This is a genomic window from Kitasatospora sp. NPDC096204 (assembly GCF_044763205.1).
Lineage (GTDB): Bacteria > Actinomycetota > Actinomycetes > Streptomycetales > Streptomycetaceae > Kitasatospora.
In genome coordinates this window covers 101,282-122,352 of sequence record NZ_JBIWFT010000015.1, presented here as the reverse complement: position 1 = coordinate 122,352, position 21,071 = coordinate 101,282, and the positions used below count along the sequence as shown (strand labels likewise).

Genomic DNA, 21,071 nt, shown 5'->3' with positions numbered 1-21,071 from the left:
TCCTGACTCCATCTCGTCAGTCGCGGCGCGAACCGTGCCTTCCCGCCGTCCCGGAGCAATATTTCATGTCCAATCAGATTCAGTTGTCCGGCGGTGCATTGACCCTTGCCACTCAGTGCCTGGCTTCGCGCTGTCAGCCTCAGCCGCTGCTGACCCCATGCCTTGCCGAGGGGGCTCTTCATGCTGCCCGCGGGCTTACCGTCTAGCGGTTCAACGGCTGGCTGACCCAATCCATCTACACCAAGACGTAGGAGAGACGTGCCCGAGACCCCGACCCCGGCCGAGGCGATCCCCGGCGGCGTGGCCCACCCGGACACCCCACCCGCCCCCGAGCAGTCCGAGGGCCCCGCCGTGGAGAGCGGCGAGCAGACCCCGGCCGCCCCGGTGCCGACCGAGCCGGACTACAAGGCCCTGTACGAGAAGATCCAGGCCGACCTGGAGACCGCGCGCGAGCGCGGCCAGGAGGCCGGGGTCGAGGCGGACGAGCTGCGCGCCCAGGTCGCCCAGCTCCAGGAGCAGGCCCTTCGGGACCGGATCGCCGCCGAATACGCCCTGCCGCCGGTCCTCGCCGCCCTGGTCCAAGGCGGTGACGAGGCCACTGTGCGCAAGCACGCCGAGGCCCTGGCCGCCGTCGCCGCGCCGAAGCCGCTGCTGGGCGCGGGCGGGCTGACCCCGAACGAAGAGCCCGACCCGTACAAGGGTCTCGCCGAGAAGCTGCGCCAGCGCCGCTACGGCATCTGAAGAAACGTTTCACCTAGGCCGCCCTGCCCCCGGGGCGGCTTTCCGCTACCCCGAGGAACAGCGCCATCAGCACCAACCCGAACCGTGCCAACGCCTTCCAGAACCCGGACAAGCTCGTCGCCCAGGCCGTCGCCAACCTGAAGGACTCCGTGGTCCTGGCGGGCATGTTCGACCGCCGCGCCGCGTCCGAGTTCGTCAACGCCACCGGTCAGGTCATCAACATCCGCCGCCCCGCCCGCCTGAAGGGCGCGGAGGAGGCCATCGACGCCAAGCGCAAGTTCAACGACGCCTCCACCTGGATTCAGTCGGAGAACCTGAACGAGGGTCTGCTGACCGTCAAGCTGGACACCCATGCCTACTCCGCGGTGGACCTCTCCGATGCCGAGCTGTCGCTCGACCTGCTCTCCTTCGGCGAGCAGGTCATGGTGCCGCAGGTCGACTCCATCACCGAGCGCCTGGAGAACAAGGTCGCCGGTGCGATGACCGAGTTCCCCGAGGTCGCCACCACCGCGAAGATCCCGGTCGACCTGACCAAGGCCACCAGCGACGAGGCGGCCGGCCAGATGATCCGCAAGGCCCTCGCCCGCCTGCGCGTCCAGCTCAACAAGGAGAACGTCCCCGCCGAGGGCCGCACCGTCGTGCTCGGCTCCGAGGCCGCGTTCTACCTCCTCAACTCGCCGAACGTCCTGTCCGCGTCCGAGCACGCCGACGGCGGCGCGGCCCTGAAGGAGAGCACCCTCGGTCGCATCCACGGCTTCCGCCTGGTGGAGTCGACCAACGACAAGCTCAACCCGCTCGGCGTCTACGCCTTCCACCGCAGCGCGATCCAGCTCGTCTCCGGCGCGCCGTCGGTCCCGGAGTCCGCGAAGGGCGGCCGGCAGACCGCCGACGGCTTCGCGCTGCGCTGGATCAAGGACTACAACTCCGGCGCGGCGATGGAGCGTTCGTTCCTGTCCTCGTACTGGGGGGCCACTCTGGTGACCGACCTGAAGAAGGGCGAGACCGACTGGACCAAGCCCGCCAACCTGGTCAAGGTCCGGGGCGTCAAGGTCACCTTCACCGGTGAGCCGAAGCCGCTGGCCCCGGCCGCGTGATGAGTGCCGGGCTGACGGTCGCCGCGCTGTTCGCCCGCCTCGGCAGGCCCGCCCCCGAGCCCGGTACGCCGGACTGGGAGCGGGCCAGCACCGCGATCGAAGACGCGTTCTGGGTGATCGCCGCCCAGGGTCACCGGGCCTGGTCGCCCGAGCGGCACCCTGCGGTGATCCGATCCCTGGCCCTGGCCGTCGCCGACCGGCGCTTCCGCAACCCCGAGGGGTACGTGCAGGAGCAGGCCGGAGAGGTGTCCTACCGCATGTCGGACGGCTCCCCGGTGGGCCTGGCCCTCACCCGGGGCGAGCAAGCGCTGATCGAGCGGGTGGCCGGCCGCTCCGGTCTGCGCTCCGTGCAGGGCCGCCGCGAGGTCGCCTCACGGGGCCTTCGCACCGGCTACCCCTTCCCCGACCCGGTGGACTCCTGGGGGCCGGTGTGAGCCTGCTGGAACGCGGCCGGACCCGGGTGACCGTCCACACCGTCCGCTACGTCGATGACGGCTACGGCGACCGTCGGCCGGCCCCCGGGCCGAGCAACACCTACTCCGCGTGGGTCGCCCCGGTCGGTGACGCGGCGGGTTGGCGGGCCCCGGTCGGCGCTCAGGTCGGCTGGTCGCCTCCGGTCCGTCGCAAGATCGTCTTTCCGCCCGGCGTGGTGATCGACAAGTGGTCGTCCCTGACCTTCGAGGACGACGGCGATCCTGGAACGCACTGGGCGGTGGTCGACGCACCCCGCTCGCACCACGGCGCTTCCGACCGGATGCGCTTCGTCACCGTGATCGTGGAAGGGGGTGGCCAGAGTGGCTGAACTCCGCCCGGACCTGGACGCGGTGGTCGCCGCCCTGCCCGGCGTGATGGGCGCCCTCAAGCTCGAAGCCGCGGAGCGCGCCGCCCGGGTCGTGGCGAAGGCTGCGCTGCACGTCGACACCGGCGAGTTCATCGCCGGGATCAAGGTCCGCCGCCACGCCAAGGGCTACGCCATCGTCAACCTGGACCCGCTGGCCGCCCACAAGAACTGGGGCGGCTGGAACGAACGGGCCGGGCGGCCGGTGGACGGCATCCACGCGATGGAGGCCGCCCTGTGGTGACCCGCGAGCCGTACCTGATGCCCGACTCCGAGCGCATCGTCCTGGAGGCCCTGCGCACCGTCCTGTCGGAGCACCGCTGCGCGGTGTACCTGCCCGCCGACTGGCAGCTCGCCCTGCGCAAGACCGGCGGCCTGGTCATCGCCCGCCGCGTCGGTGGCGTGATGAAGGATAAGCGCTACGTGGACGAGGGCATGTTCACCGTCCAGACCTACGCCACCAGCCGCGCGGACGCCTCCCTGCTGGCCCGCCGCGCCCGCGCCGGCCTGGTCCGCCTGACCTTCGAGCAGTGGGGCAACGCCGAGGGCTACCTGTCCCGCTTCCGTGAGGCGACCGGGCCGTTCATGACCACCGACCCCATGACCGAGGCCCAGACCGGCTTCTACCGGTTCTCGGCCAACTACATGATCGCCACAAGGCCCCGCTGAGGGCCGGAAGGGAGTCAGCTTGGCTGCTGACGACGCCCCGGTCCTGGTACCGGGCACCGGATACATCTACGTCGCCCCGCCGGGCACCGCGCTGCCGGACCTGAGCAAGCCGGGGTTCGACCCGAAGGACAGCACTAAGTGGGGCCCCGAGGGCCTGACCTGGAAGAGCATCGGGAACACCTCGCTGGACAACGGCATCGAGATGTCCGTCGACGGCGACGAGCCCGAAGTCCTCGGGAGCTGGCAGAACAAGAGCCTGAAGACGACCGACCCCGGCAAGACCTACGCCGTGACGATCAACCTGTCGGACTTCACCGCCGAGTCCTACCGGCTGTACTACGGCACCGACAAGGGCCTGGACTCCAAGGGGCTGTTCTCGATCCCGACGTCCCCGGCCGCGCAGAACCGCGCGCTGATGGTCGCCGCCGTGGACGGCACGAAGGCCGTGGTCTGGCACTACCCGAAGACGAGCATCATTGGCGCGGACTCGGTGACCATGGACCCCGCCGCACTCGGCGAGATGCCGGTCAAGGCCACCGTCGTGGCCCTCAACCAGAGCACGCCGCTGGGCTCCGTCACCCCCGTGTTCGACCTGGCCGCCGGCCTCCAGACCCCGGCTGCCTGACCTCGTTGTCCCTTCCGTGCAACTCATCGCCGCCGCGCAGCTCATGCTGGACCCTGCGAAGGGCGCGGATCGCGACGATTGCTGCATCGCTCAGTGGTGGGATCACCCGTAGCAACAGGTACCGAAGGCCCGCGAAGCCTGCGCCGAGAACAACCAGCCACTCAGAGACTCCCACCGACACCGATAACTCCCTCTGATGGGGGCAGATCGGGGTGGTCCTGTTTCCAGGCAGGCTCGACCCGATCCACCGCAAGCGGTAGATGAATCGAGACCTGCCGGTGCAGGTGCTCGTGTATGCGCTGGAGATTGTTCTCCAGCACCTTTCAAAAGCCCCCGAGGGGGCCCACTTGCGGGTGTTGGTGGGTTCAATTTTCCCCCGCGACCACCAGTCGAGAGCACCGGCTCTCGAACGGCAGCACACGGGGCAAGGACGCGTTGCCCTGCGCCCTCTGGCCCGAAGGTCCGATTGCCCGAGGGAAGCCATCCCCCTTGCACTCTTAGTTTCTTGACTTCACGTCACTTCTGTCAAACCGCCTGGAGGCAACCCCTTTGACCACCCTGGACTTCGCCGACCTCAAGGCCGAAGCCGACCGCAAGCACGCAGGCAAGGGCCTGAAGTTCATCGCCGCCAGCGGCAAGAAGGTCCGGCTGCGCCGGATCGAGGCCCTGCCCGGCGGCGACCTGAAGACCGCTCTGGCCCTGCTGGACGTCGTGCAGTCCGAGAAGGTCAGTAACGAGCGCCGCATCGACGCGATGTCCGCGTTGCTGGTCGCGGTCGCCTCCGACAAGAAGGCGATGCGGGAGTCCGTGGACGCGCTGCCGCTGCCGGAGCAGATGAAGATCCTTGAGCGGTGGATGGAGGAGGCCGCACCGGGGGAAGCCGCGGCCTGATCAGGCTGCTGGACGAGCACGGCGCGCAGATCACGGCCGACCTTCGCCGCTACTGCGGGGTGGACGTCCTGGACTGGGTCCGGGGGCGGCACTCCGCCCGCTTCGTCCTCGCTCTGATCGGGACCTTCCCCGACGGTTCCGCGACGGTGGCCGCCCTGCGCGGTGGCCGTGAGGCCTTGGGCTGGGATGCCCGGACCTATGTGCTCGCGGATCTGGTGGACGCCGTGCAGGCGCTCACCCATGTCCAGGTCGCCAAGGCGTCGAAGAACCCTCGCGCGGTCGAGAGCCCGAAGCCCTACCCGCGCCCGTACGCCAAGCGCAACAGCCGGCCGACCGGCACCAGCCCTTTCGCCGCCGCCCTCCAGCGTGAGGTCGGCGAGGGTGGGGGTCCGGTGCTCGCCGAGTCTTCAACCCCCCTTGCAGAAACGTTCAGCCTTCCGGCGGCCGTGCTCGCGCGCTCCGCCGCGCCGATGCGGCCCGCGCCGGTCCGACTCACGTAGGAGGTGAGCCTGTGGCCGGCCCCGGCGGCAAGGAGGCCGGGCGCGTCCACGTACGCGTCCTGCCCGACACCGACGGCTTCCGGGACCGCTTGAAGCGGTACCTGGAGATGCTGGAGAAGTACACCAAGCTCTCCGTCAAGCTCGACCTTGACACCACGGGCGTCAACGCCCGGCTGCGGGAGCTGACCCACGACCGCACGGTCCGGGTCAACGTCGTCGCCGACACCGGCGAGGCGGCGGCCCGGATCGCAGCGCTCACCCGCGAGCGACGAGCCCGGGTCCGGGCGGACGCGGACACCGCGCCGGCCGAGGCCCGGATCCGGGCCTTCACCGGCCGCCGCTGGCGGCTGGGCATCAACGTCCACCTCGCCAGAGGTGGGTTCGACCGGATCAAGTCCGGTCTGGGGGAGGTCGGTTCGGGGGCCGCGGAGGTCGCCCGGAACTTCGGCCGGCTCTTCACGCTCTCGATCGAGCAGACGGCCTCCGCCCTCCAGGGCATCGGGGCGGGCATCGCCTCGGCCGCCCAGGGCACCCTGGGCATCGCGGCCGGCTTCGCCCAGTCCGCCGCAGCGACGCTGCCGCTGCTGGTGGCGGTCACCGCCATCGCCTCCTGGGTGACGGTGGTGGCCTCCGGGCTGGTCGCCGTCCTGGCGCTGGCCGCTCTGCCGGTCCTGCCCCTGGGGCTCGCGGCCGTCGCAGCGGCGGGCGACATGAAGGCCCTCGGCGACAAGGCCGAGGAGGCGATGCAGAAGGCGTCGGCGGCGCTCAAGCCCGCGACCGCCGCCATGCGCCACGAGTTCGGCGGCGCGGTCAAGGACGTCACGGCCTGGTTCAAGCAGGCCGAGCCGGTCCTGAAGTCGTTCTTCGACGCGGGCTCGGCGTTCGTCCGGCCCATGGTGAAGTCGGTCACCGACTTCGCCGATGTCCTGTTCCCCAAGCTCACGGCGGCGATGCAGTCGCCGGGGATGAAGGCGTTCACCGAGCAGTTGCCGGTCGCGCTCGTCGGGATCGGGGCCGCCTTCGGGGACTTCTTCGTCACCCTGGCGAACGGGGGCGATCGGCTCAAGCTGATCCTGTCCCCGCTGGTCGGCGTCCTGGACGCCGTCCTCCAGGGGATCGCCTCGCTGGCGGTCCAGTTCTCGCCGGAGATCGCCGCGTCGATCTCGTGGTTCGCGGACACCCTCCGCCAGTTCTTCCAGGTCTTCAAGGACAACGCCGAGGCCACGGCCGCCATGATGCGGCTGGTCGACCTGAGCCTCCGCGCGCTGGTCGTCGGCTTCGGCATCGCGATGGCCGCCTGGAACGCCTTGGCGGTCGCCGCCGTCGCGGCCTGGCACGCCGTCCAGGCGGCGTGGGACGGGCTGATGTCCGCCACCTCCGCAGCCTGGTCCGCGGTGACCTCGTGGACCTCCTCCGCCTGGGCGTCCGTGACGTCCGCCGTCTCGTCGGCGGCCAGCGCCGTGGGCTCCGCCGTCTCCTCGGCCTGGAACTCCGTGACCTCCTGGACCTCGTCGGCCTGGTCGTCCGTGACCTCCGCCGTGTCGTCGGCAGCGTCCTCCGTGGCCTCCGCCGTCTCGACCGCGTGGAGCAACGTCTCGTCGTGGACGTCCTCCGCCTGGGGCTCCGTGACCTCCTGGACCTCGTCGTCCTGGTCGTCCGTGACGTCCACCGTGTCGTCGGCGGCCTCGTCCGTGGGCAGCGCGGTCTCGACAGCCTGGAGCAACGTCCAGTCCTGGACGTCCTCGGCCTGGAACTCCTGTGTCAGCGCGGTGAGTTCGGCATGGTCGAACATCGCCAGCGGCGTGTCGTCCGGCATCTCGACCGTGGTCTCCTACGTCTCCAGCCTGCCGGGCAAGATCCTCAGCGCGATCGGCGACCTGGGCTCGCTCCTGTTCGACAAGGGCAAGAGCGCCATCCAGGGCCTGGTCAACGGCATGAAGTCCATCAGTATCAGCGGCGTCGTCTCAGGGATCGTCTCGTCCCTCAACCCGTTCAAGGCCAGCGTCCCCGCCTCCGCTCCGGCCGTCGCGCCGCGCTCGCTGATGGCCGCACCGGTCATGGCGCTGGCCGCGATGCCGGTGGCCGCGTACGCGAGCCCGCTGGAGCAGGCCCTTCGCCCCGTCGCCTCGGGGATTCGCTCGCTCGACTCCTACGGCTACGGCCAGCGCGCCGCCGCAAGCCTGCGCCACCCCGACACCACGTCCAAGGCGGGCCGGGAGCGCCACGGCGCGCACATCACTGTCAATGCCCGCACCGACGCGGACCCCCACGAGATCGGCAAGGCCATCGCGTGGGAGCTGAAGACCTCCGGGAGGTAGCAAGATCGGGGCTCTCTCCCCACCCTTCATCAGCGACGTCACCGCCCACACCGCCCGCGTCTTCTTCACGAAGACGGCGGGCGCGTGGACGGACATCGAGACCACCAACACCACAACGGGCAAGGCGCACTACGACGCCGAAGACCCCACGTGGCCGGGGTCGGCCCTCATCGGCGACGACGGCCCGCTGGGCGACGACCCGCCCCTGGAGCCGGACACCGAGTACCGGGTCCGCTACCACTGCACCGGCCCCGGCCTGGACGCCTGGTCGGAGCCGGTCACGTTCCGGACCCTGCCGGACCTGCCGCCTCCGCGGCTTCCCGACATCGGCCCCCAGCCCAGCGCCCACAACCCCTACACCGGCCAGCCGTGGACGGCGTCGTGGGGCGGGCTGCTGCTCGGCGAGGACTCCACCATCGTCCTGGAAGAAGTGGCCGGCCTCCTGGACGCCCCCGACGTGCGCACCTCGGACGCCGAACTGCTCCAGCGCGACGGCCTGACCCCGGGCACCGACTACATGGGGGCGCGCACCGTCACGCTGACCATGCTGGCTCTGGACGACCACGAGCTTCCCGCTGTGCTGGCCGCGTTCGCGCCTGGCGGCGAGGAGCGGGCGTTCGAGTTCGCGTTCCCCGGGGTGGCCGGCGGGAGGGCCCGGATCATGGGCCGGGTGCGCAAGCGGGCCGTGACCGTGGACCGTGAGTTCCACGCGGGCCGCCGCCGCGTCACCGTCGAGCTGCTGGCCACCGACCCCCGGCTGTACTCGGCCGACGAGGCGAGGGCGACCGTGGCGGTGGCCGCCCCCCGCGAGGGCAGGCCGATCTTCCCGCTGACGTTCCCGTTCGACCTCGGTGACGGACCCGTCGCCCGGGCCGCTCCGGACATCGCCAACACCGGCTCGGTGGACACGTGGCCCGTCGTGCGGCTCACCCCGCGTTCCGGGGAGGTGCGCGACCCGTCGCTGACCCTCGTCCACAACGGGGAACGGAAGCGCTTCGCGCTTCGTGGGCTGCGGGTCGGCCGCGGTGACGCCCTGGTGGTCGACATGGGCCGCCGCCGCATCACCCTCAACGGTGCCAGCAGGTTCGGACAGGTCGACCCGACCTCCGTCTGGTTCGCCCTCCCGCCCGGTGCGAGCACCGTTCAACTCGACGTATTGGAAGGCCCCGACGGGGTCACGGCGGATGTGCAGTGGCGCTCCGCCTGGATGTAAGGACCCCCCTCTCTTTGGCTGCTGAACTCCGCGCACCCCTCTTCGTGCAGCAAGGCCGGTATGACGCGCTCGATCTGCGCACGATGATCGGCGGAACCCGGGGCGCCCACGTCGGCGTCGCCGGGCCCACCGCCCTGCTGGTCGAGAAGGTCGACAACCCCACCCCGCGCGTCTCCGTCGCGGCCGGGTCGGTGTGGCTACCCGACGACGTCGCCGTCTCCCACAAGGGCGCCGTGCACTTCGCGAACCTGGACGCCTCCGTGCAGCTCCAGTGCTCCACCCCCAAGCCAGGTGAGGCCGCGCGCACCGACCTGGTGGTGGCCTTCGCCGACCCCGACTCCGTTCCCGCAGGCCCGCTGCTGATGGACATCCGCACCACTGCGGACCAGTACATCCAGCCCGTCTCCTACGCGGCCGACGGCACCCCGTACGCCACCGCCGCCTCTGGTGCACAGGTGACGAAGGAGGGCGCCAAGGGCTGGTCCATCGCGGCGTTGGCCGAGTCCACCCCGGGCGCGAAGGACTGGCCGGTGCCGTCCAACTCCATCCGGCTCGCCCTGGTGAACATCGCCCAGACCGGCATCACCGGCATAGAGGACCAGCGGTTCGTCGTCGCAGGGCAGCTCGACACCACCCCGCTGCGCCACCTGCGCACCGCCGGTGCCCAGGGCATCGCCCAGGCCGCCACCGGGGCCCCGGCCGGCTCCCTGGTCTACGACGCGGTAACGACGGCGCTGCACAAGGTCACCGGTCCCGGCACCACCGCCCCCGTTGTTCCCGGCGCGGTCCGTCTGGACCCGTCGTACCAGGCCGCGGACGGGGCATGGGGCACGCTGGCGTGGCACACCTTCACGGCCCCGGCCGCCCCGTACCCGCGCCTGGCCACCGTCTCCTTCGAGGCCTCTTACCGGGGCGACTTCGGCGAGGGCTGGATCACGCCCACGGTCGTCGGGCACGGTGAGCGCCGTCGTGCGGGCCGCCCGCAGTTCGTGAGGGCCGGCAACGCCCACGACTCCCGGGGCAGCGCCACCGTCCGTGTCCCGGCCGGCACCCCGCTGAACGTCTCCAGCATGGTCTCCACGGACAACTCGGACAACAACAACGTCCGGCTCACCACGGCGTGGACGTCCTACGCCGAAGCCGTCGTGGTCCCGGCGGCCTGATGACGGACGACAACGGATACCGCGTGATCCTCTCCGAGTTCAAGGGCGGCGCTCTGCTCGCCGAGCTGCCCGTCTCGGCCCTGAACTACCGCTCCATCCTCAACGCCCCCGGCTCCGCGAGCTTCACCGTGCCTCTGGCCGCCGAACCCCTCGCCGGACTCGACTGGTCGCTCATCTCACCGTGGCGGATCACCGCCCACGTCCAGCGCGGCAGCCGCGTCCTGTGGGGCGGCCCGCTGCTGACCTGGAACGTGGACCTGGCCGCCGAGGAGATGACCCTCGACTGCGTGGGCCTGTGGGAGTACTACCGCCGCAACATGATCAACCTCGGGTACTCCACCGGCACCACGCCCCGCGAACAGACCACCATCGCCCGGGAGCTGATCCAGCAGTTCGCCGACAACCCCTCGCCGGTCGCTCCCGGCGAGTACGGGTACTGGGGCAGCAACGGCCCCGGCGCGCTCACCTTCGGCCCGGACCTGGACACCATGAAGCGCGAGCGCACCTACGACTGGTTCGCGTGGAAGTCGGTTGGTGAGGCCGTCGAGCAGCTGGGCGCGGTGATCAAGGGCTTCGATTTCCGGGTCGACTACGCCTGGGACCTGGACGCCCGCCAGATCCGCAACCACTTCCGCTTCCTCTACCCGGCCGGCGGCCAGGACACCGGCATCATCCTGGAGCACGGGGCGAACTGCACCGTCACCACGGTCACCTCCGACGGCGACCGGATGTGCACCGAGACCGGCGTCAACGGCGCGGGCGAAGGCTGGTCGCAGTTGAAGAGCTGGTGGTACAACGGCCAGCTTGAAACCGAAGAAGGCCGCCGCATTCCCCGCCTCGCGTCCATCGCCACGAACAACTCGGTCGTACGGGTCGACACCCTCACCGCGCAGGCCGAACGTATGATCGCCGTCGGCGCGTTCCCGATCGTCGTCCCCGAGGTCACCCTGCACCCGGGCGGCGAGTACTCCGCCGCCGAGCTGCGCGTCGGCCACAAGATCCGTGTGCGCGCCCGCACCGCGAAGTGGCCCGGCATCGACGCCGAGTACGTGATCCAGGAGATCAACACCAAGGTCACCCGGACCGGCGAGGAGGCCACGCTCGCCCTCGTGCCGGTCACGATCTTCGAGCGCGTGGACGACTGGGTGAAGGGCGAACTGGAGGCAGCCGCGTGACCGTCTACGGCCGTCCCTCCCTCGCCGACGAGTTCCAGACCATCGACACCCGCCTGGCCACGATGGAGCGCACCGCAAGCGCGCTGGGCGCGGTCCTGCCCATGACCCCTTACCGTTCCGGCCTGGACGTCGCCACCACCTGGCGCGCCGCCGCCACCATCCCCACCGCCGGCATCGCCCACCCCGTCCTGCGCCTGGACTGCCGCGTCTCCAGCCGCACCGGCGCGAACGTCTGGCTGCGCCTGTTCGACGTTGACCGGGCCCGCGCGGTCACCGCGGAGTGGCAGTACACCGGCGGTGCGCTCAACAACGGCTGGGTGAGGCTCGATTGGGTCCTGCCCATGGGCGGAAGCCAGCCCGGCGAGTGGCAGCGCGTCCTCCTCCAGACCCGCACCGACGTGGAAGGCGGAGGCACCGTCGACCCCGGCGTGGCCATGGCCCTCCCGTTCAACCAGGCCCCCGGCGCGACCGAAGCCGGCACCTGGACCCCCGTCCCGATCCCGCCCGGCTACGCCTGACCCACATCTCCAGGACCACCGAGGAACGTTCCACGGTGGTCCCGGGCACGCCCGAAAGGTTCCCGCTCCATCTCCCGCGAAGCAATGATCACCGAGGCCCTGAAATGGGCCGACCAGAACTACCGGGGCGGCCTCTCCCCGAACGGCAAGTACTACGACACCCCCTTCGGCCGCTGGTACGGCCTGAACCACGAGCCGTACTGCGACATGTTCGTCTCCTGGTGCGCCGACAAGGGAGGCGAAGCCGCAGCCGTTGGCCGATACGCCTACTGCCCCTCGCACGTCCAGGCGTTCCGCAACCAGGGCCAGTGGTTCGGCCGCGACGCCGCCTTCAAGCGTGGCGACATCGTCTTCTTCTCCTGGGACGGCGGCCCGACCGCCGACCATGTCGGCATCGTGCTGGAGGACTCCGCCCCGGGCCACCAGGTCAAGACCGTCGAGGGCAACACCGCCCGCACCTCCGGCGCGGGCCAGGGCTCCGGCGGCTGCGTCGCCCGCAAGACCCGCCCCCGCTCGGTGATCCTCGGTATCGGCCGCCCCGCATACACCTCCGACGGCACCACCCCGTCGACCGGCCAGGCCGTCACCATCAACGGCCTGTCGTACGGCCCCGGTTCGCGTGGCAACCACATCACCGCCATGGGTCGCGCCCTCGTCCGCGCTGGCTGCTCCCGCTACACCGAGGGCCCCGGCCCGGTGTGGGGCCGCGCGGACACCGAGAGCTTCCGCGCCTGGCAGCTCAAGCTCGGCGACACCGCCGACGCGGACGGCATTCCCGGCCCCAAGCAGCTCGCCCGCCTCCTCGCCGAGCACGGCGACGCCTCCGCGCCGCAGCCGCCGGCCACCCGCACGATCACCGTCCGCCGGGGCATGACTTTGGGCGGCATCGCCGTCGCGGTCGGCACCACGGTTGCCGGGCTACTCTCGCTGAACCCCCAGATCGACAACCCGGACCGGATCACCGAGGGCCAGGAGATCACCGTGCCCGCCGCGTCGGCGTCGCCGACGGCCGCGCCAACCGCCGATCCGGCCACCGCGGACCCGGCGGTTCCCCCGGCCCCGGACCAGCCCGAGCAGGCCCTCCCAGTCTCGGACCCGCTGCCCACCCCGGCCCCGGGCGCGGCCACCCACACGGTCGCGGCGCGCGACACCCTGTCCGCCGTCGCCGCCCGCTACGGGGTCGGCCTGGACGCCGTGGTCAACGCTAACCCGCAGCTCGCCGACCCGGACTGGATAGAGGTCGGCCAGGTCATCAGCCTGCCGACCGCCACCGCCGGAGCTGCCGCCCCGCCGGTCCACACCGTCGTGCCGGGCGACACCCTGTGGGACATCGCCGCCCGCTACCGCGTCACCCTGGAGGCGCTGGTCGCCGCGAACACCGCCACGGTGGCGAACCCGGACCTGATCTTCCCCGGCCAGGACATCGTGGTCCCGGACGGCTCCGCCCCCGTCCCGCGCCCGACCGCCCCGAAGGCCCCGGCCCCCGCTGTGTCCCCGGAGCCCGCCGCGCCCGCACCGGCCGGATCCACCCCGGCCCCGCCGGTCGAGGAACGGCCGGCCGCCCCGAGCACCAGCTACTCCAAAGACCTCGCCGGGTGGATCGAGGAGGCCCGGGACATCCTGCGGGCGAATGGCGACCTCGTCCCGTCCGCCGCCGCGATCGAGCACCGCGCGATGGTCGAGTCCGGCGGCAACCCGCTCGCCGAGAACCACTGGGACGCGAACGAAGCGCTCTACGGTGGCACGTACGGCCTCCTCCAGACCATCCGCCCCACCTTCGACGCCTACTCGCTGCCTGGCCACCGCAACATCCTGGCCCCGGTGGACTCGATCATCGCCGGAGTCCGCTACGCCAACGCGACGTACGGCTCGTTCGAGTCGATCGCCTGGAACAGCGGGGGTTACTGATGGCCGACGACGACGAGCGCCTGGGCGGCGTGGTCATCGGGCCCCGCGAGATCTATGACCAACTCGTCGGAGTCAGAGAGGACGTCCGCTCGCTGGCCCAGAGCAGCGCCACCGTGGACCAGACCCTCAAGGACCACGAAGACCGCGTCCGCGCGCTGGAGCGCTGGCGCTACGGCGTCGTCGCCTCCGGACTCGCCGGAGGCACCGCACTGATCACCGACGTCGTCACATGCCTGAAGGGCTGAGCACCATCAAAGACCTGAAGACCTGGATCACCGAGAACCCCGCGAAGGCGCGGTCGGCCGTCGTCGCAGCGCTGACCATGCTGGGTACGGTCGTGCCAAAGCTCGCGGGCATCGAGACCAACGAGGCCGTCATCGGCCTGCTGCTGGTCATCGCCACGATGGCAGCCGGCCACTCCGCGGGTAACCGCGTCGTCACGCACGAGACCGACGCCGCCAACAGCGACGCGGCCCGCGCCGAAGCGCTCGCCGAGTGCTGCGCTTGCCCTCACCCGGACCCGGCTCCCGCCGTGGTCGGTGCGGACGGGATGAAGATCAAACGATGAACCTGGCCCCGGCCTGCCTTCGGGTAGGTCGGGGCCTTTTCGCGTTCCTGGAGTCTGCCGACCTGGTGTTAACCGGGGTGCCTCAACCGTGGCGAAGGAGTGTGCCGACATGAAGAACATCGCACTGATCGGCCGGGCCCGGTCGGGCAAGGACACGGCCGCCTCGGTCCTGCAGGAGCACGGGTACGTCCGGCTCGCGCTGGCCGACCCGCTGAAGGCCATGGCCTACGACATCGACCCCGTGGTGGGCTTCGAGCTGCTGGGCGTGAACGCCCCGGCCCCCGTCCATCTGGCCGACGCGGTGGACCGCTACGGCTGGGAACGAGTGAAGGACGAGTTCCCGGAGGCCCGCAGGTTCTTGCAGCGGCTCGGCACGGAGGGCGTTCGTCGGCGCGTCGACCCAGACTTCTGGATCGGCCGGTGCCTTCGGGCCTCCGCTGCCATACGGGGCCCGGTCGTCGTGACCGACGTCCGCTTTGTGAACGAGGTGGACGCGCTGCGTGCCGCTGGGTTCGCGGTCTGGTTCATCGACCGGGGCGCCCCGAACGGCGACCACCCCAGCGAACAACTCGGCCCCAAGAACGCCGATCTCGCCATCTCGAACACCGGCTCCCTCGCCGACTTCCACGCCCGAATCCGCGAAGCCCTGGAGGCCGCCGCATGACCCTGCGCGACCGCTTCGACGCCATCGACCGCACCGCCACCGCGATCGAGAACGTCGTCTTCGTCTACACCCCGGTGCCGGACCCGCTCACCCTGGACGAGCGCGCGGCCGACGAGCAGGCCGCGAACGCCCGGGTCGAGGCGGAGGTGCCCGGCTACTCGGACACGTTGCCATCGTTGCGCTAACGATTAGGCCAGCCCGAGACAGATATCAGATCTAGGCTAATCAATCCGCTTCATCTACCCGCCGGGCGAGTAATCATTTTCGTTAATCTTCAGCGTTAACGGTTTTCGACTATCGAGAGGCCAGAAATGATATAAATCATTACTTGAACCCACTTCACATAAACAACTTTCAGAATGGAGGTTGTTTATGTGGGGTCGCGCAGATGGGCGAGTCCGATGCTTCGCCGATGGCCGCCTCCCAGTCGAGCGGAGATTGCCTTTGCAACACCCCATGACCTGCGGCGATATGTGCACGTAGCACTTTGCTCGCCGGAGATTTGGACACGGTATCTGACGGGCCCTAAGATGCCAATGCGACTGCGGGTCACCCCGGCCAGGGTGACCCGCTTGATCCTCGCGTTCCCTCTTTCACGGACCCGAAAGGACCACCCTCATGATTGCACAGAACGAGCAGGATTCCTCTTCCGGGGGTAGCGACAGGCCCGTCACCTGGCGAGACCTGATGATCTACGGACACGGTGTGCTCACGACCGCGTCGCTTCACCTCCAGGTCGGCTGGCCGACCTCAACGGCCGCCGCCGTCGGTCTTACCGGACCGGTGACGTGGGAGCTACTGCGCCGCCGTCGCTGAGCAGGGATCGGCTAGGTAAGTAAGGTAAGTAAGGTAAGTAAGGTAAGTAAGGTAAGTAAGGCTCCATCAGCCCCGGTTGTCCCCTCGGACGGCCGGGGCTTTTGCGTGCCCGCACATGGAAGGACCGCATGTCCGAAGGCGTCCGTACGATTCACCAGCGGGGGTCCCGCTACTACGTCCACCCGGAGTCGGGCGACCTCGCTCCCTCGGTGACGTCCATCCTGAACATGGAGGCCAAGCCGTTCCTCCAGGATTGGTCAGCGTCGATGGCGGCCGAGTGCGCGGTGACCGACCTGGAGGTCGTCCAGCGCATCGCAAGCAGGGACCGGCAGGCCGCCGTGGACTTCCTGCGCTTCGCGGCCAAGCGCTACACCAAGGTCCGCGCCGACGTCGGCAGCCTGGTCCACGACTACTTCGAGCTGCGCCTGCGCGGCGAAGAGGTGCCGTACCCGCACCACGACGTGGAGCCGTACGTCCCGCACATCGAAGCGTGGCTCGACCGCTACCAGCCCGAGCTGCTGTTCGCGGAGGACGTGGCCTGGTCGCGTGAGCACGAGTACGCCGGGTCGTTCGACTTCATGGTGAAGATCAACGGCAAGACGGTCCTGGGCGACCTGAAGACCTCCAAGTCGGTCTACACCTCCGTGGCCGCGCAGCTCGCGGCCTATGCCCACGCGGACGACCTAATCACCGTGGACCGCGCGATCCAGGCGTTCCCGAAGGTCGATGCCGGGGCGGTGCTGCACATCACCCCGCAGCGGGCCGAGTTCCGCCCGGTGAAGATCGACCGCGCCGTGTTCGAGCGCTTCCTCACCCTGCGCCGCCGGTTCACCGACGACCGAGCCTCGGACGCCGGGATCATCGGCCGCGTCGCCTGGAAGAACGAGGTCGGCCACCTCACCGGCACCGCCCGCCGAGCTGCCTGACCGGGGCCTGTTAACCCTCCCGCCTCACACATCACGGGACCGACCGACCGGCGGCCCCGCCCCGACAGAACGGACTGCACTTGAGCAACGCACTCGACAACATCTTCGCCAGCGACCCCGAGCTGGCCGAGCGCGCGGAACGCGCCGAGGCGAACGCCCGCCCGGACCTGGCCGGCGTCTTCCGCAACTACGAGGCGGCCCCCGACGGCGGCTTCCCGATCGCCCAGCACCAGTGGATGGTGACCACCGCACTGCCGGCGACCGCCGAAGCCGTGGCCGAGCTGCTGGGCGGCGAGCCGTACGAGCGGGAGACCGAGGCCGAGGACGCCATGGCCGTCAAGACCGACGCCGACCGGGTGGAGGTCGTCATCGACGGCCCCGAAGCCGTCTCGCTCGACTTCAAGCAGTGGGTGAACGGCAAGCTCGCCCACCACTGCGACACCCGCACCTTCCTCAGCCCGCCGGAGGACGTCGGCGTGCCGTGCCGCTGCCCCGGCACCATCGCCGAGCTCAAGGACCGTGCCAAGGCGGAGAGGGGCCCCAAGCCCTCCATCGAAATCGATTTCGCCCTGCCCCACGCCCTGGAGCTGGGCCGCTTCCGCTACAAGACCTCGGGCTGGTCGCTGATCCCCGAACTCCCGGCGCTGAAGGGCGCGCTGGCCAAGTCCGGCGGCCCTTCGCTCGCCCACCTCATCAACGAGCGCGTGCAGTACACGAGCAAGTCCGGCCGAGACGTGGACTACCAGAAGGCCACGGTAAAGGTCATCAAGCCGTACGAGCAGGCCATCACCGACAGCCCCTCGGCCGCGATCGAGGAGGAGCCGCCGTTCTAACCGGCGCTCCACACACCAGCACCACCAGCGGGGCCGGTCCTTCGGGGCCGGTCCCGCTTCGCATACCCGGAGAGAGAACCACGTGCACACCCTGACCGGCCCTGAGCCGATCCCGGCCCGGATGATCAACCCCCTTCCGGACGTCGACCGCGCGCAGCAGATCATGCGCTCGGCGTTCCGCGAGTCCCCCCGGCCGCCGTCGGCCGGCACCCGCAACAGCCAGGCCAAGCTGACCGAGCGCAAGGTCTACACCATCCGCCGCGCCGCCGACCTGGGCGCCAGCCTCTCCGCCCTCGCGGAAGCCTTCGGCATCTCCGAACGCGCCTGCCGCCACATCGCCCGCCGGACCTCCTGGGCCCACCTGCCCGAGGAGGGCACAGCCCGTTGACCGACCACTTCACCCCGCTGTGGCGGATTCCGCCTGAGCAGCGCCGGACCTTCCTTCACTGCCGCGCCCGCGCGCTCGCCGCCGAAGGCGCTTCACCACGCCGACTACTGCGGGCCAGCGACGCCGCGCACACCGCCGACTTCCGCGAACCCCGCGCACCGGAGGAAACATGATCTACCGCATCGGCCCCGGCTGCGCCCCGGCGATCGGCGACCTGTACCGGGCCGGGCCCGGGGACACCATCGTGTTCCTGGCGGGCTCGCGCGAGCGCGCGGACTGGCTGCGCTTCTGGCAGGCCGCAGCGGTCGGCGTGTTCCGGGGCGCTGCCCTGAGCGTGGTGACCGCCTAGTGGCCAACCACGCGAAGGCGAAGGGCACCGCCTGGGAATCCGCGGTGGCCGACTATTTGAACGAACAGCTCGGCCAGTACCGGGAGTTCTGGAAGGACGGCGACCGCGCTGTCCGTTGGAAGGACCCGACCGACCGGGACAACGTCCGGCGCAACGTCCAGGAGGGCGTCAACGACATCGCCGACCTCGGGGTGCGCCCGTTCGCCGGGGAGTGCAAGGCGGAGAAGTCGTTCGACCTCGCCGCCTACGTCCGCCAGGCCGAGGCCGAGGCGAAGAACGCCGGCCAGCCCTTCGGGGTCGCGTACGTGAAGAAACCCCGGGCGAAGACGGAGGACGGGTACGCCGTCACCTCCATCCGCACCCACGCGGCGATCGTCAAGGCCCTCCGCGAGGCCGGTTACTGAGAGAAGAGGAGAGGGCCGTGCGCATGTCGGCGATCCTGGACCGCCTGGAGGAGCGGCGGGACTACCAGCCCGGTGAGTGGGTCGCCCGCTGCCCGGCCCACGACGACGGCAAGCCGTCGCTGTGGCTCAACCTGAAGACGTCCGGCATGGTGGGCCTGGCCTGCCGCGCCGGGTGCGCCTTCGAGGACATCGTGGCCGGGATGGGCCTGCTGCCCCGGCACTTGTTCAACGTGGACCCGGAGGGCCTCGTCGCCGTCGCCGAGGCCCGGCCGGAACCGGTCTCGCCGTTCCTCACCGCGGCACTGCGGGTGTGGCTGGACAGCTTGCCGGCCGGTGAGCCGGACGCCGTCCCGGCCGTGGCCTACGCGCAGAAGCGCTTCGGCCTGGCGGCGGCCGAGCAGGACAGGCTGGGCCTGCGCTGGTGGCCCGGTCCGCAGCCGTGCCCCGACTGGGCTCCGACCTCGTTCGTCCGTTATCCCCGCCTCGTCGTGCCGATGCACGACTTCGCAGGAGTGGCCAGGGGCGCGCAGGGCCGGGACCTGTCGGGGCGCTGCCCGGTGCGGTGGATCTCGCTCGCCAACCCGGACGGGTTCGAGTGGCAGCGGTACGGGGTGTTCCCCGGGCCGGACCCGGCCGCGCCGTGGATCGTCGCCGAGGGCCTGTCGGACCCGCTGGCCGTCGTCGCCGACGGCTTCAACGCCGTCGGGGTCCGCGGGGCCGCGCTGCTCAACAAGGACCCGGTGACCTTGGACACGCTGGCCGCCGGCCTCGCCGACAAGGACGTGCGGGTGTGCGGTGATAACGACCGCTCCGGCCGCGCCTTCGCCCAGACCATCCTGGCCGCCCTCCACGAACGGGGCGTGCCCGCCCGGCGGTTGACCCTGCCCGCCGGTTTCAAGGACTACGCAATTTGGAGATCCACCCGGTGACGGCGTGCAACATCGACAGCCTGACCACCACGTACGAACCGGAACGGCCCGCGTTGACGCTGCCGCCGGAGCAGGCGGTATCCGCCTACCGTGAGGCGGCGTCCCGCTACGGGGCGAGTGACATCGTCAACGCTCACGCACTGGTGCAGTACACCCGCAACGGCATCCGCTACGCCGACGGCATGGGGTTCCACGTGTGGTCGGGGACGCACTGGGTGCGCAACGAGGTGCTGGTGCGCCAGGCCGCCCACGACCTCGGCGCGGCGATGGTCGAGACCCTGGCCCGGGAGAAGGCGGTGATCCGCGAGGCGCTGGCGCTGAAGCTGGCCGGGGACGCGCTGGAGGCCGAGTACGAGAAGCAGGTCCAGGCGCTCCCGCTGGCGAAAGCGGCGAAGGGCTTCACCATGGCGAGAAGGATCGACGACCTGATCCGCGAACTGGCCTCGGTGCGCGGGGTGAACTGCTCGGTGGACGACTTCGACAACCAGCCGCACCTCCTGTCGTTCGCCAATGGGACGGTCGACCTGCGCACCGGGCTTCTCAGGCCGCACAGTCCCGACGACATGCTGACCAAGTCCCTGCCGTGGAACTACAACCGGCTGGCGAAGGCCAAGCGGTGGCGGCGCTTCCTGAAGGAGGTGTTCCCCTCCGAGCCGTCGATGGTCGACTACATCCGCCGGCTGTGCGGATACGGCATCACGGGCAGCACCGCGGAGCAGGCGTTCGCCGTGTTGATCGGGACGGGCGCCAACGGCAAGTCGGTCTTCCTGGACACCCTGTCGTACGTGTTCGGGGACCTGTCGGAGACCACCCGGTTCGAGACCTTCGAGGACCGGGGCAGCTCGATCCCCGCGGACCTGGCCGCGCTGCGCGGTGCCCGGATGGTGATGGCCTCGGAGGGAGAGGCAGGCAAGCCGATGTCGGAGTCCGTGCTGAAGCGGGCGACGGGGTCGGACAAGCTGACCGCGAGGTTCATGAGGGAGAACTTCTTCACGTACCAACCCACTTTCCTGCTGTGGCTGGCGTCCAACCACACGCCCAGCTTCCGAAGCCAGGACGAAGGGCTATGGAGGCGCGTGAAGTTGATCAAGTTCGACAAGTACTTCACGCCGGAGGAGCGGGACCACTCGATCTTCGCCACGCTGCGCGAGGAGGCCGAGGGCATCGCCGCGTGGGCGGTCGCCGGCGCGGTCGAGTGGTACGCCGAGGGCCTGAAGGAGCCCGACTGCATCAAGACCGCCACCTCCAACTTCAAGGAGAACTCGGACGCGCTGGCGGAGTTCCTGACGGACGTCCTGGTGAAGACCGGCGGCGAGCGGGACCACGTCCCCGCTCAGGACGCCTACAACGCGTACCGGGACTGGTGCGAGGCCCAGGGCGAGAAGGCATGGACCCGCCGCGGCTTCGTCTCCGCGCTGGACGAGCGCGGCATCCGCCAGCACCGCATGAACAAGGGACGGATGCTGCTCGGCGTGCGCTTCGCCGCCGAGCCGATCGCAGCGGGCCCCGGGATCTTCGCCCCCACCAACGACTAGGAAAAG

Annotated in this window: 27 protein-coding genes; all 27 read left to right on the top strand. The window is 70.4% G+C overall.

Going from position 1 to position 21,071, the window contains the following annotated elements; translation table 11 throughout:
* Positions 1-258: 258 nt before the first annotated feature.
* Positions 259-741: a hypothetical protein gene (locus ACIQ87_RS18660; protein WP_402407629.1), complete on the top strand. Its 483-nt coding sequence runs from the start codon at positions 259-261 to the stop codon at positions 739-741.
* Positions 742-764: 23 nt separating this feature from the next.
* Positions 765-1,835 (top strand): P22 phage major capsid protein family protein, encoded by a 1,071-nt coding sequence (locus tag ACIQ87_RS18655; protein WP_402407856.1) that lies wholly within the window; start codon positions 765-767, stop codon positions 1,833-1,835.
* Entirely contained in the window at positions 1,835-2,269 is a 435-nt protein-coding gene (locus tag ACIQ87_RS18650) for a hypothetical protein (protein WP_402407628.1), read from the top strand. The genes ACIQ87_RS18655 and ACIQ87_RS18650 overlap by 1 nt, the downstream gene beginning before the upstream one ends.
* Positions 2,266-2,637 (top strand): hypothetical protein, encoded by a 372-nt coding sequence (locus ACIQ87_RS18645; RefSeq protein WP_402407625.1) that lies wholly within the window; start codon positions 2,266-2,268, stop codon positions 2,635-2,637. Before ACIQ87_RS18650 ends, ACIQ87_RS18645 begins: the two co-directional genes overlap by 4 nt.
* Positions 2,630-2,917 (top strand): DUF5403 family protein, encoded by a 288-nt coding sequence (locus tag ACIQ87_RS18640; RefSeq protein ID WP_402407623.1) that lies wholly within the window; start codon positions 2,630-2,632, stop codon positions 2,915-2,917. Before ACIQ87_RS18645 ends, ACIQ87_RS18640 begins: the two co-directional genes overlap by 8 nt.
* Complete coding sequence (locus tag ACIQ87_RS18635) at positions 2,914-3,342, top strand: hypothetical protein (RefSeq protein ID WP_402407620.1); 429 nt, start codon at positions 2,914-2,916, stop codon at positions 3,340-3,342. The genes ACIQ87_RS18640 and ACIQ87_RS18635 overlap by 4 nt, the downstream gene beginning before the upstream one ends.
* A gap of 19 nt (positions 3,343-3,361) precedes the next feature.
* A complete protein-coding gene (locus ACIQ87_RS18630) occupies positions 3,362-3,967 on the top strand; it encodes a hypothetical protein (RefSeq protein WP_402407618.1) in 606 nt (201 codons plus the stop codon).
* A gap of 549 nt (positions 3,968-4,516) precedes the next feature.
* Positions 4,517-4,858: a hypothetical protein gene (locus tag ACIQ87_RS18625; RefSeq protein WP_402407615.1), complete on the top strand. Its 342-nt coding sequence runs from the start codon at positions 4,517-4,519 to the stop codon at positions 4,856-4,858.
* Positions 4,819-5,358, top strand: a complete 540-nt coding sequence (locus ACIQ87_RS18620) for a hypothetical protein (RefSeq protein ID WP_402407612.1) — start codon at positions 4,819-4,821, stop codon at positions 5,356-5,358. The genes ACIQ87_RS18625 and ACIQ87_RS18620 overlap by 40 nt, the downstream gene beginning before the upstream one ends.
* Positions 5,359-5,369: 11 nt before the next feature.
* Complete coding sequence (locus ACIQ87_RS18615; RefSeq protein ID WP_402407610.1) at positions 5,370-7,676, top strand: hypothetical protein; 2,307 nt, start codon at positions 5,370-5,372, stop codon at positions 7,674-7,676.
* Between the two features lie 430 nt (positions 7,677-8,106).
* Positions 8,107-8,889, top strand: coding sequence for a phage distal tail protein (locus tag ACIQ87_RS18610; protein WP_402407608.1), 783 nt, complete (start codon positions 8,107-8,109; stop codon positions 8,887-8,889).
* Positions 8,890-8,903: 14 nt separating this feature from the next.
* The gene (locus ACIQ87_RS18605; RefSeq protein ID WP_402407605.1) at positions 8,904-10,052 is read left to right on the top strand and encodes a hypothetical protein; all 1,149 of its coding nucleotides are present in this window, start codon (positions 8,904-8,906) and stop codon (positions 10,050-10,052) included.
* Positions 10,052-11,227 carry a hypothetical protein gene (locus ACIQ87_RS18600; RefSeq protein ID WP_402407603.1) on the top strand — a complete coding sequence of 392 codons (1,176 nt, stop codon included), beginning with the start codon at positions 10,052-10,054 and terminating at the stop codon, positions 11,225-11,227. Before ACIQ87_RS18605 ends, ACIQ87_RS18600 begins: the two co-directional genes overlap by 1 nt.
* Complete coding sequence (locus tag ACIQ87_RS18595) at positions 11,224-11,745, top strand: hypothetical protein (RefSeq protein WP_402407602.1); 522 nt, start codon at positions 11,224-11,226, stop codon at positions 11,743-11,745. The genes ACIQ87_RS18600 and ACIQ87_RS18595 overlap by 4 nt, the downstream gene beginning before the upstream one ends.
* Positions 11,746-11,829: 84 nt before the next feature.
* A complete protein-coding gene (locus ACIQ87_RS18590; RefSeq protein WP_402407599.1) occupies positions 11,830-13,653 on the top strand; it encodes a LysM peptidoglycan-binding domain-containing protein in 1,824 nt (607 codons plus the stop codon).
* A complete protein-coding gene (locus ACIQ87_RS18585) occupies positions 13,653-13,898 on the top strand; it encodes a hypothetical protein (protein ID WP_402407597.1) in 246 nt (81 codons plus the stop codon). Before ACIQ87_RS18590 ends, ACIQ87_RS18585 begins: the two co-directional genes overlap by 1 nt.
* A complete protein-coding gene (locus tag ACIQ87_RS18580; RefSeq protein ID WP_402407594.1) occupies positions 13,883-14,221 on the top strand; it encodes a hypothetical protein in 339 nt (112 codons plus the stop codon). Before ACIQ87_RS18585 ends, ACIQ87_RS18580 begins: the two co-directional genes overlap by 16 nt.
* A 109-nt stretch (positions 14,222-14,330) precedes the next feature.
* On the top strand, positions 14,331-14,885 hold the full coding sequence (locus ACIQ87_RS18575; protein WP_402407591.1) for a hypothetical protein: 555 nt from the start codon (positions 14,331-14,333) through the stop codon (positions 14,883-14,885).
* Positions 14,882-15,070: a hypothetical protein gene (locus ACIQ87_RS18570; RefSeq protein WP_402407588.1), complete on the top strand. Its 189-nt coding sequence runs from the start codon at positions 14,882-14,884 to the stop codon at positions 15,068-15,070. The genes ACIQ87_RS18575 and ACIQ87_RS18570 overlap by 4 nt, the downstream gene beginning before the upstream one ends.
* 759 nt (positions 15,071-15,829) lie before the next feature.
* Positions 15,830-16,627 carry a hypothetical protein gene (locus tag ACIQ87_RS18565; RefSeq protein ID WP_402407586.1) on the top strand — a complete coding sequence of 266 codons (798 nt, stop codon included), beginning with the start codon at positions 15,830-15,832 and terminating at the stop codon, positions 16,625-16,627.
* 80 nt (positions 16,628-16,707) lie between these two features.
* Complete coding sequence (locus ACIQ87_RS18560; RefSeq protein WP_402407583.1) at positions 16,708-17,460, top strand: hypothetical protein; 753 nt, start codon at positions 16,708-16,710, stop codon at positions 17,458-17,460.
* An 82-nt stretch (positions 17,461-17,542) separates the two neighbouring features.
* Positions 17,543-17,848: a hypothetical protein gene (locus ACIQ87_RS18555; protein ID WP_402407581.1), complete on the top strand. Its 306-nt coding sequence runs from the start codon at positions 17,543-17,545 to the stop codon at positions 17,846-17,848.
* Positions 17,845-18,021, top strand: coding sequence for a hypothetical protein (locus ACIQ87_RS18550; RefSeq protein ID WP_402407579.1), 177 nt, complete (start codon positions 17,845-17,847; stop codon positions 18,019-18,021). Before ACIQ87_RS18555 ends, ACIQ87_RS18550 begins: the two co-directional genes overlap by 4 nt.
* Positions 18,018-18,197, top strand: coding sequence for a hypothetical protein (locus tag ACIQ87_RS18545; protein ID WP_402407576.1), 180 nt, complete (start codon positions 18,018-18,020; stop codon positions 18,195-18,197). The genes ACIQ87_RS18550 and ACIQ87_RS18545 overlap by 4 nt, the downstream gene beginning before the upstream one ends.
* Positions 18,197-18,601 carry a hypothetical protein gene (locus ACIQ87_RS18540; RefSeq protein ID WP_402407575.1) on the top strand — a complete coding sequence of 135 codons (405 nt, stop codon included), beginning with the start codon at positions 18,197-18,199 and terminating at the stop codon, positions 18,599-18,601. The genes ACIQ87_RS18545 and ACIQ87_RS18540 overlap by 1 nt, the downstream gene beginning before the upstream one ends.
* A gap of 23 nt (positions 18,602-18,624) precedes the next feature.
* Positions 18,625-19,530, top strand: coding sequence for a toprim domain-containing protein (locus tag ACIQ87_RS18535; RefSeq protein WP_402407853.1), 906 nt, complete (start codon positions 18,625-18,627; stop codon positions 19,528-19,530).
* Positions 19,512-21,065: a phage/plasmid primase, P4 family gene (locus ACIQ87_RS18530; protein WP_402407573.1), complete on the top strand. Its 1,554-nt coding sequence runs from the start codon at positions 19,512-19,514 to the stop codon at positions 21,063-21,065. The genes ACIQ87_RS18535 and ACIQ87_RS18530 overlap by 19 nt, the downstream gene beginning before the upstream one ends.
* The last annotated feature ends 6 nt before the right edge of the window (positions 21,066-21,071 follow it).